Origin of the sequence: Micromonospora sp. NPDC023814 (assembly GCF_040639595.1) — a bacterium.
In the GTDB taxonomy this organism is placed as follows: domain Bacteria; phylum Actinomycetota; class Actinomycetes; order Mycobacteriales; family Micromonosporaceae; genus Micromonospora.
The window spans coordinates 38703-45702 of sequence record NZ_JBFAAF010000062.1; the positions used below are offsets into that span (position 1 = coordinate 38703).

Annotated in this window: 8 protein-coding genes and 2 pseudogenes; 7 read left to right on the plus strand and 3 right to left on the minus strand. The window is 75.7% G+C overall.

What is annotated here, in order from left to right:
• Window positions 1–81: 81 nt before the first annotated feature.
• From AB0G14_RS26865 to AB0G14_RS26885, 5 genes and pseudogenes are all read left to right on the plus strand, one after another.
• Window positions 82–903, plus strand: a complete 822-nt coding sequence (locus tag AB0G14_RS26865) for an NAD(P)-dependent oxidoreductase (RefSeq protein ID WP_357701954.1) — start codon at window positions 82–84, stop codon at window positions 901–903.
• Window positions 900–1322, plus strand: coding sequence for a RidA family protein (locus AB0G14_RS26870; protein ID WP_357701956.1), 423 nt, complete (start codon window positions 900–902; stop codon window positions 1320–1322). The genes AB0G14_RS26865 and AB0G14_RS26870 overlap by 4 nt, the downstream gene beginning before the upstream one ends.
• Before the next feature lie 635 nt (window positions 1323–1957).
• Window positions 1958–2293: pseudogene (locus AB0G14_RS26875) on the plus strand (ABC transporter ATP-binding protein); the annotation flags it as partial.
• Window positions 2294–2478: 185 nt separating this feature from the next.
• Complete coding sequence (locus tag AB0G14_RS26880; protein WP_357701959.1) at window positions 2479–3528, plus strand: aldo/keto reductase; 1050 nt, start codon at window positions 2479–2481, stop codon at window positions 3526–3528.
• Window positions 3529–3588: 60 nt separating this feature from the next.
• On the plus strand, window positions 3589–4128 hold the full coding sequence (locus AB0G14_RS26885; protein ID WP_357701962.1) for an RNA 2'-phosphotransferase: 540 nt from the start codon (window positions 3589–3591) through the stop codon (window positions 4126–4128).
• A gap of 130 nt (window positions 4129–4258) precedes the next feature.
• On the opposite strand, the gene AB0G14_RS26890 is transcribed toward AB0G14_RS26885, so the two are convergent.
• From AB0G14_RS26890 to AB0G14_RS26900, 3 genes are all read right to left on the minus strand, one after another.
• Complete coding sequence (locus AB0G14_RS26890) at window positions 4259–4771, minus strand: NUDIX domain-containing protein (RefSeq protein WP_357701965.1); 513 nt, start codon at window positions 4769–4771, stop codon at window positions 4259–4261.
• A gap of 11 nt (window positions 4772–4782) precedes the next feature.
• A complete protein-coding gene (locus AB0G14_RS26895) occupies window positions 4783–5385 on the minus strand; it encodes an NADAR family protein (protein ID WP_357701967.1) in 603 nt (200 codons plus the stop codon).
• Between the two features lie 61 nt (window positions 5386–5446).
• Window positions 5447–5812 carry a metalloregulator ArsR/SmtB family transcription factor gene (locus tag AB0G14_RS26900; RefSeq protein WP_357701969.1) on the minus strand — a complete coding sequence of 122 codons (366 nt, stop codon included), beginning with the start codon at window positions 5810–5812 and terminating at the stop codon, window positions 5447–5449.
• A 273-nt stretch (window positions 5813–6085) separates the two neighbouring features.
• On the opposite strand from AB0G14_RS26900, the gene AB0G14_RS26905 reads away from it, so the two are divergent.
• Both AB0G14_RS26905 and AB0G14_RS26910 read left to right on the plus strand, forming a co-directional pair.
• Window positions 6086–6592 carry a hypothetical protein gene (locus AB0G14_RS26905; RefSeq protein ID WP_357701971.1) on the plus strand — a complete coding sequence of 169 codons (507 nt, stop codon included), beginning with the start codon at window positions 6086–6088 and terminating at the stop codon, window positions 6590–6592.
• Window positions 6592–7000 (plus strand): annotated as a pseudogene (locus tag AB0G14_RS26910) (hypothetical protein); the annotation flags it as partial. The gene AB0G14_RS26905 and the pseudogene AB0G14_RS26910, both read left to right, overlap by 1 nt.

Genomic DNA, 7000 nt, shown 5'->3' on the forward strand with positions numbered 1-7000 from the left:
CGCGGACCCATGCGTCACTCGCATGGCGGCCATCGGAAAGATTCGTTGGTCGCATGGCAGCGCGCTGCCTACGGTTCCCGCATGACGAAGATCGCCGTACTCGGCACCGGGCGGATGGGGGCGTCGGTCGCCCTGTGCCTGCTCGACGCCGGTCACCAGGTGACGGTGTGGAACCGCACCGCCGCCCGCGCCGCCCCGCTCGGGCAGGCCGGCGCGGACGTGGCCCGGACGCCGGCCGGGGCCGCCCGCGACGCCGAGGTCGCCATCACGATGCTCACCGACGCCGCCGCCGCCGAGGCGGTGCTGTTCGGGCCGGACGGGGCCGCCCCGGCCCTGCCACCAGGCGCCTGCCTGGTCGAGATGTCCACCATCGGCCCGGCCGCCGTCCACGCTCTGGCGACGCGGCTGCCCGCCACCGTCGACCTCGTCGACGCCCCGGTGGGCGGGAGCGTGACCGCCGCCCGCGCCGGCCGGCTGCGGGTGCTCGCCGGCGGCACCGACGACGCCGTCGCCCGGGTCGGCCCCGTCCTGGCGGCGCTCGGCGCCGTACGTCACTGCGGCGGCACCGGCAGCGGGGCCGCGCTGAAGCTCGTGCTCAACACGGCGCTGCTCGTGGCCCTCGGCGGGCTGGCCGACACCCTCGCGGTCGCCCGCGCCGTCGGCGTCGACCCAACCGCCGCCCTCGACGCGCTGGCCGGCGGTCCGCTCGGCGGCGTGCTCGGGCGGGCCGCCGCCCGTGACGCCGACTTCCCGGTCGCCCTCGCCGGCAAGGACCTCGACCTGGCCCGCGCCGCGCTCGGCGCCACCGCGGCCCCGCTGGTCCGGGCGACCCGCACCGTGCTCGACGCCGCCCCCGACCCGACCGCCGACATCGCCACCCTCGTCAACCTGGAGCGCTCGTGAACCTCACCCTCGACAATCCGCCGGCCGTCGCCGCGCCGTTCGGCGACCGGTTCGCCCACGTGGCCCGCCTCGACCTGCCCGGCGGCGCTCTGCTGGTGCTCGCCGGCCAGGTCGCCGTCGACGACACCGGCCACCTGGTCGGGCCGGGCGACATCGTCGCGCAGTCCGAACGGATCTTCGAGATCGTCGGCGGCGTGCTGTCGGCCCACGGCGCGGGACTGGCGGACGTGCTGCACATCCGGACGTTCATGACCGACCTCGGCGACCTGCCCGGGTACGCCTCGGTCCGGCGTCGGCTCTTCACCGCCACGCCCCCGCCCGCCAGCACGACGGTGGAGGTGAACCGCCTCTTCCTGCCGGGCGCGTTGATCGAGGTGGAGATCACGGCCGCCGTCACCGGCCCGGGCGCCGCGGCCTGATCCATGCCGGCCCGGTCACCTCCGGCGGTGGCCGGGCCGGCGTGCGTGGTCGCGGGCACCCGGGGCCGACCGTGGGGCGGGGCGTCGCCGGACCAGCCGGGCGGTGGCGCGGGCCGGCCCCGCGACACGCCGTTAGCACGCTCGTTCGACACGCCGGACACGTGGAGACATCGTGCGATCGCAGCCAGTAGTCTCGGGCGGTCCTCGCCGGTCGGACGCGTCACGGCCACCCCGCCCGGCGGGGGCATCCGGTCAGCCCCGCCGCCCGAGGAGCGTCCGTGGAGTCGATGACCCGCCAGCGCCAGCCGTCCGGGGAGGACGACCACCCCGACGACGCCTCCGCCACCGCGCTGCTGCCGGAGCTGGAGGACGCGGACTGGATGCACCACGCGCGGGAGTTCGCCCACACCAGCTTCTGGGCGGTCGCCCGCCGACTGCCCCGGCTGGTCCGGGAGGCGGTTGCGCTGGCCTGGGCCACCAGCCGCCGGGACACCGTCACCTCGATCGGCCTGAACGTCGCCGCCGGGGTGATGACCACCTTCGGGCTGCTCGCCACGACCAGCATCCTGCGCGAGCTGTTCACCGCCGGGCCCACCCCGGACCGCGTCCGCGCCGCGCTGCCGGCGCTGACCCTGCAGTGGCAGCGGCTCGTCGCCGCGCGGGGCCTCTACCGGCACGCCGCCCTGTTGATCTGCGACGAGCCGTCGGCCGCCCTGGACGCGCGGGCCGAACACGCGCTCTTCCAGCACCTGCGTCGCCGCCCCGACCGGGCCGTCGTGCTGATCACCCACCGGCTGGCCAACGTCCGGCACGCCGACCAGATCTTCGTCATGGAGCAGGGCCGGCTCGTCCAGCAGGGCACCCACGACGAGTTGATGTCGGCCGACGGCCTCTACCGGGAGCTGTTCGACCTGCAGGCCAGCGGCTACCTCGCCCGTTCCCCGGCGACCGACGACGGCCTGCCCCGCTGACCGGCTGCCCCGCCGGTGGCCGTGCGGTCCGCTGACCGGCGGCCCGACGCCGGCGGCGACGCGCACCGGAGACCGACCGGCGACCCGGGTGGCTCCGGTGTTGACTTCCAGCGCGCTCGAATTCCTAGCGTGGCCCGGACGCCCGGCGGACCCACGCCGGGCGCGGCGACACGAGGAGCACGAGCATGCGTTACCGCGTCCTGGGCGGCACCGGCATCGAGGTGAGCGTCCACGCCCTCGGCACGATGATGTTCGGCGCGGTCGGCAACCCCGACCACGACGACTGCGTCCGGATCATCCACGCCGCCCTCGACCGCGGCGTCAACCTGGTCGACACCGCCGACATGTACTCGGCCGGCGAGAGCGAACGCATCGTCGGCCGGGCGCTGCGGGGCCGCCGGGACGACGTCGTGCTCGCCACCAAGGTGCACTTCCCGATGGGGGAGGGGCGCAACCGGGGCGGCAACTCCCGACGCTGGATCCTGCGGGCCGTCGAGGACAGCCTCCGCCGGCTCGACACCGACTGGATCGACCTCTACCAGGTGCACCGCCCCGACCACACCACGGACATCGAGGAGACCCTCGGCGTCCTGAGCGACCTCGTCCGGGCCGGCACGATCCGGGCGTTCGGCTGCTCCACCTTCCCGGCCGAGGAGATCGTCGAGGCGCAGCACGTCGCCGAGCGGCGCGGCCTCGGCCGGTTCCGCACCGAGCAGCCGCCGTACTCGATCCTGGCCCGGGGCATCGAGGCCGACGTGCTCCCGGTCTGTCAGCGGTACGGCATGGGGGTGCTCGTGTGGAGCCCGCTCGCCTCGGGCTTCCTGTCCGGCCGCTACCGCCATGGCCGCCCCGTCGACCTGGCCGCCGGCCGACCCGCGCTCACTCCGGCCCGGTTCGACCCGTCGATCCCCGGCAACGCCGCCAAGTACCAGGCGGTCGAGCGGCTGGTCGAGCTGGCCGGGGAGGTCGGCTGCTCGCTGCCGGAGCTGGCCGTGGCGTTCACCGTGGCCCACCCCGGGGTCACCTCGGCGATCCTCGGGCCGCGGACGATGGAGCAGCTCGACGGGCTGCTCGCCGGCGCCGCGCTGACCCTCGACGACGCCACGCTCGACCGGATCGACGAGATCGTCCCACCCGGCACCGACCTGTACGCCCCGGACGGCGTCTGGCGCCCGCCGGCGCTCACCGACCCGGCCCGCCGTCGCCGCCCGACCGCCGACCGGCCCGCCGCCTGACCGCCGGCAGCCCGCCCAGTCGCCTGGCGCGGATCATGCTCGGGGAGGCAGACTTCGGGGGTGGATCATCGGGCGATGGTGGGGCTGAGCAAGCGGATGTCCCTGGCGTTGCGGCACCAGCCCGCCCGGTTCGGCCTCGTGCCCGACGGGGCCGGCTGGGTGCCGGTCGACGACCTGCTCACCGCGCTGCGGGTCGACCGCGTCGACCTCGACGCCGTCGTCGCCGGCAACGACAAGCAGCGTTTCGCCGTCGAACGCGGCCCCGACGGTGTCGAGCGGATCCGGGCCAACCAGGGGCACTCCATCCCGGTCGACCTGGGGCTCACGCCGTGTCCGCCGCCGGCGCGGCTCTACCACGGCACCAGCAGCGTCGCCCTCGACTCCATCCGGGCGACCGGCCTGCACCGGGGCGGCCGGCACCACGTCCACCTGTCACCGGACGTGGTGACCGCCCGGCAGGTGGGCGCCCGCCGGCGGGGAGACGTGGTGATCCTGACGGTGGACGCGGCGGGGATGGCCCGCGACGGGCACGCCTTCTACCGCAGCGCCAACGGGGTCTGGCTCACCGACGCGGTGCCCGCCCGCTACCTCGCGGTCTGACCGGCCACGCCCCGAGCCCGACCGAGGCCGGCGCCGGACGATACGGGCCCGGGTCAGGCCGCGCGTCGGTGCCGGGCCTGGGTCAGGCAGTGCGGTGCCGACCGGGGCAGGCAACGCGGTGCGGCCCGGGTCAGGCCGCCCGCTGCGCGAGGAAGTCGGCGAGCACCCGGGTGTGGGTGGAGAAGGCCAACTCCGTCGGCTCGGTGAGCACCAGCCACTCGGTGGCCTCCTCGGTGGGTGCCGAGGGCGGCAGCGCCTCGGCCCGCTGCTCGGGCAGCTCCCCGAAGACCATCATCGTGCCGCCGGCCGGGGCGCTGTGCACCGCGAAGAGGCGGGCGTCGGCGGCGTCGGCGCGCAGGCCGGTCTCCTCCCACAGCTCCCGGACCAGGGCGTCCTGCCACTCCTCGCCGTACTCGATGAAGCCGCCCGGCAGCGCGAGCAGGCCGCGCGCCGGCTCGATGTCCCGGCGGACGACGACCACGCCGAGGCCCGCGTCCGTGCGGACCGGCAGCACCGCCACCGCGACGGGCAGCGGGTTGCGCCAGACGGTCTCGCCGCAGGCCGCGCAGACCCGCGGCCACCCGGCCGCCGCCGGGTAGGCCACGCCGCAGAAGGAGCAGTGGGAGTACGCGGCGGCCGTCATGCCGCAGCACGTTACCCGCCGTGCTCCGGAGCCGCCCGGCAGCGGTCCTGCGGTCGCGAACCGCCCGCGTGGAGGGCGTCGCGGGCGTCCATCAGGGCGAAGCCGAGCAGGTTCGCGCCCTGCCACGCCTGCGGATCCTCCGCGCGCGGATCGTCGGCGGCCAGCCCGATGCCCCAGACGCGGTCCACCGGGCTGGCCTCCACGAGCACCCGCTCGCCGGTGGTCAGCAGGAACGCCCGCAGGTCGTCGTGCTGGCCGAACTTGGCGACGCTGCCCGCCACCACGATGTCGTAGCGTCGGGCCGCCCAGGTCGCCTCGTCGAAACCGCGCACGCGGCGGCCGAGCGACTTGGCGCGGTGCGGGTGCCCGGCCGCCAGGACCTGGGCGGCGACGTCCGCGTCGCCGAACAGCATCGCCTTGTGCCACATCATCCAGTGCTCGGCGGTGGCATACGTCCGGCCGCCGTCGCGGAACGGGGCCGGCCACCACTGGCTCAGGCAGCCGGGCCCGACGCCGCCGTCGCGGCGCGGCCGGTGGCCCCAGAAGTGCAGGTAGCGGACCCTCTCGCCGGCCTGCGTGGCGGCGACGAGGTCGGCGACGGATCGCGGTGACATGCCGGAGAGTCTGCCCGACGGCTCCGACAGAACGCCGCACGTTTCTCCGGCGGCGGCGCCCTCAGCGGTCGTCGTCGGGCGCGTCGCCGGGCCGCCCGCGTAGCCGCCGTTCGCGCATGCCTCGGGCGAGCTCGGTCGCGAGGGCCTGCAGGGGTGGCGTCCAGAACCGACGGAAGTGGTCGAGCCACTGGTCGACCTCCCGCAGGGGCCGGGGGTCGACGGTGTAGAGCCGTCGGGTCCCCTCCGCGCGCACGGTGGCGAAGCCGTTGTCCCGCAACACCTTGAGGTGCTGCGAGACGGCGGGCTGGGAGATCCCGAACTCGCGCCGGATCACGTCGCACAGCCCGCCGGCGGTCATCTCACCGCCGGTGAGCAGTTCGAGGATGCGGCGCCGCACCGGGTCGCCGAGCACATCGAAGGCGTGCACCCGTCATTTATATCAACTTCAACTTAATTAGGCGAGATCTGATGAACGCGGGTCGGTGTCGGAGACGCGACGCCTCGTCGTACGCCCGTGCCGCCCTGACCCCGACCACCCGCGGCGCCGCGCCGGCCGTCGTCGCCCCCTGGGATTGCCGGCCCCCGGGCGACGATGTCGCACCCGTGGTCCATGATCCTCGTCGTGACGGCGGCGCCGGGTCCATCCGGCGTCGGCGTGGTCACGGCGGCGCCGCGCGGCGGCGGACGGGAGGTTCGGACAGTGGCGGACGCGGAACTGGCCGCGTGGAGACGGCGCAGCACCGTGCGGGTGGTACCGCCCGCGCGGCCCCGCAAGCTGGCCAAGGTGCCCTTCGTGGAGCTGGCCGACGGGCGGTTGCAGGGCGTGGTGTCGAGCGGGTCGGACGTCGAGCGGGTCTACGTGTCCTCGATCGCGGCCGGCACCCACGCCTACCACTGCAGCACCAACAACAACCGCCCCTGCGGCGGGTTGCGCGGTGCCCTGTGCAAGCACCTGCACGCCCTCGTGGACGAGGCCGTCCTCCAGTACGGCGTCGACCGGGTCGCCCGCTACCTGCGGGTCGAGGTCGGCGACGGGGCGAGCGGCGGCGCGGACCTGATCGCCGCCCTGGACGCGCGGCACGAGCCGACGCCCGCCGCGGTCGTGTTCAGCCGCTTCCTGCGCCACCTGTCCTATCTGGAACTCCCCGGCAGCACGGCGCCCCTGCCCGAGCTGCACTGGTTCCCGGCCACCGGGGCGGGCCGCTGATGCTCGGCACGCAGCTCGCCGTCCTGCGCGACGGCGCACCGACCGGTCTGACCGACGCCCTCGACCTCGTCGCCGGTCTCGACGGCGCCCTGGTCCGCGGGTTCGCCCGGGTGAACGAGGAGGACGCGGCGGCGCTGGCCGCGTTGCCCGGAGCGCTCGCCCCCACCCCGCTCGGCGACCTGGTGGCCGAGGCGGTCGGCAAGGTGACCGCCGGTTCGGTGACCGAGGACCATCTCGTCGCGCTCGCCGGTGCCCGGTGCGCGCTGCTCGGCGCGGCCCACGACGCGTTGCTCGGGCAACTCGACACCGCACTGGGCCGGGCGCGCGCGCCCTGGGCGCCGGGCCCGCCCGGGCGACCGTGCCGTTGCCCATGTCCACGGCGAACATCTGGCCGATCGACGTCGGCCG

Bases quoted from the DNA above. Each gene is read 5' to 3' on its own strand.
- AB0G14_RS26865 (WP_357701954.1), top strand. From the start codon at position 82: ATGACGAAGATCGCCGTACTCGGCACCGGGCGGATGGGGGCGTCGGTC.
- AB0G14_RS26880 (WP_357701959.1), top strand. From the start codon at position 2,479: ATGCGTTACCGCGTCCTGGGCGGCACCGGCATCGAGGTGAGCGTCCAC.
- AB0G14_RS26890 (WP_357701965.1), bottom strand. From the start codon at position 4,771: ATGACGGCCGCCGCGTACTCCCACTGCTCCTTCTGCGGCGTGGCCTAC.
- AB0G14_RS26895 (WP_357701967.1), bottom strand. From the start codon at position 5,385: ATGTCACCGCGATCCGTCGCCGACCTCGTCGCCGCCACGCAGGCCGGC.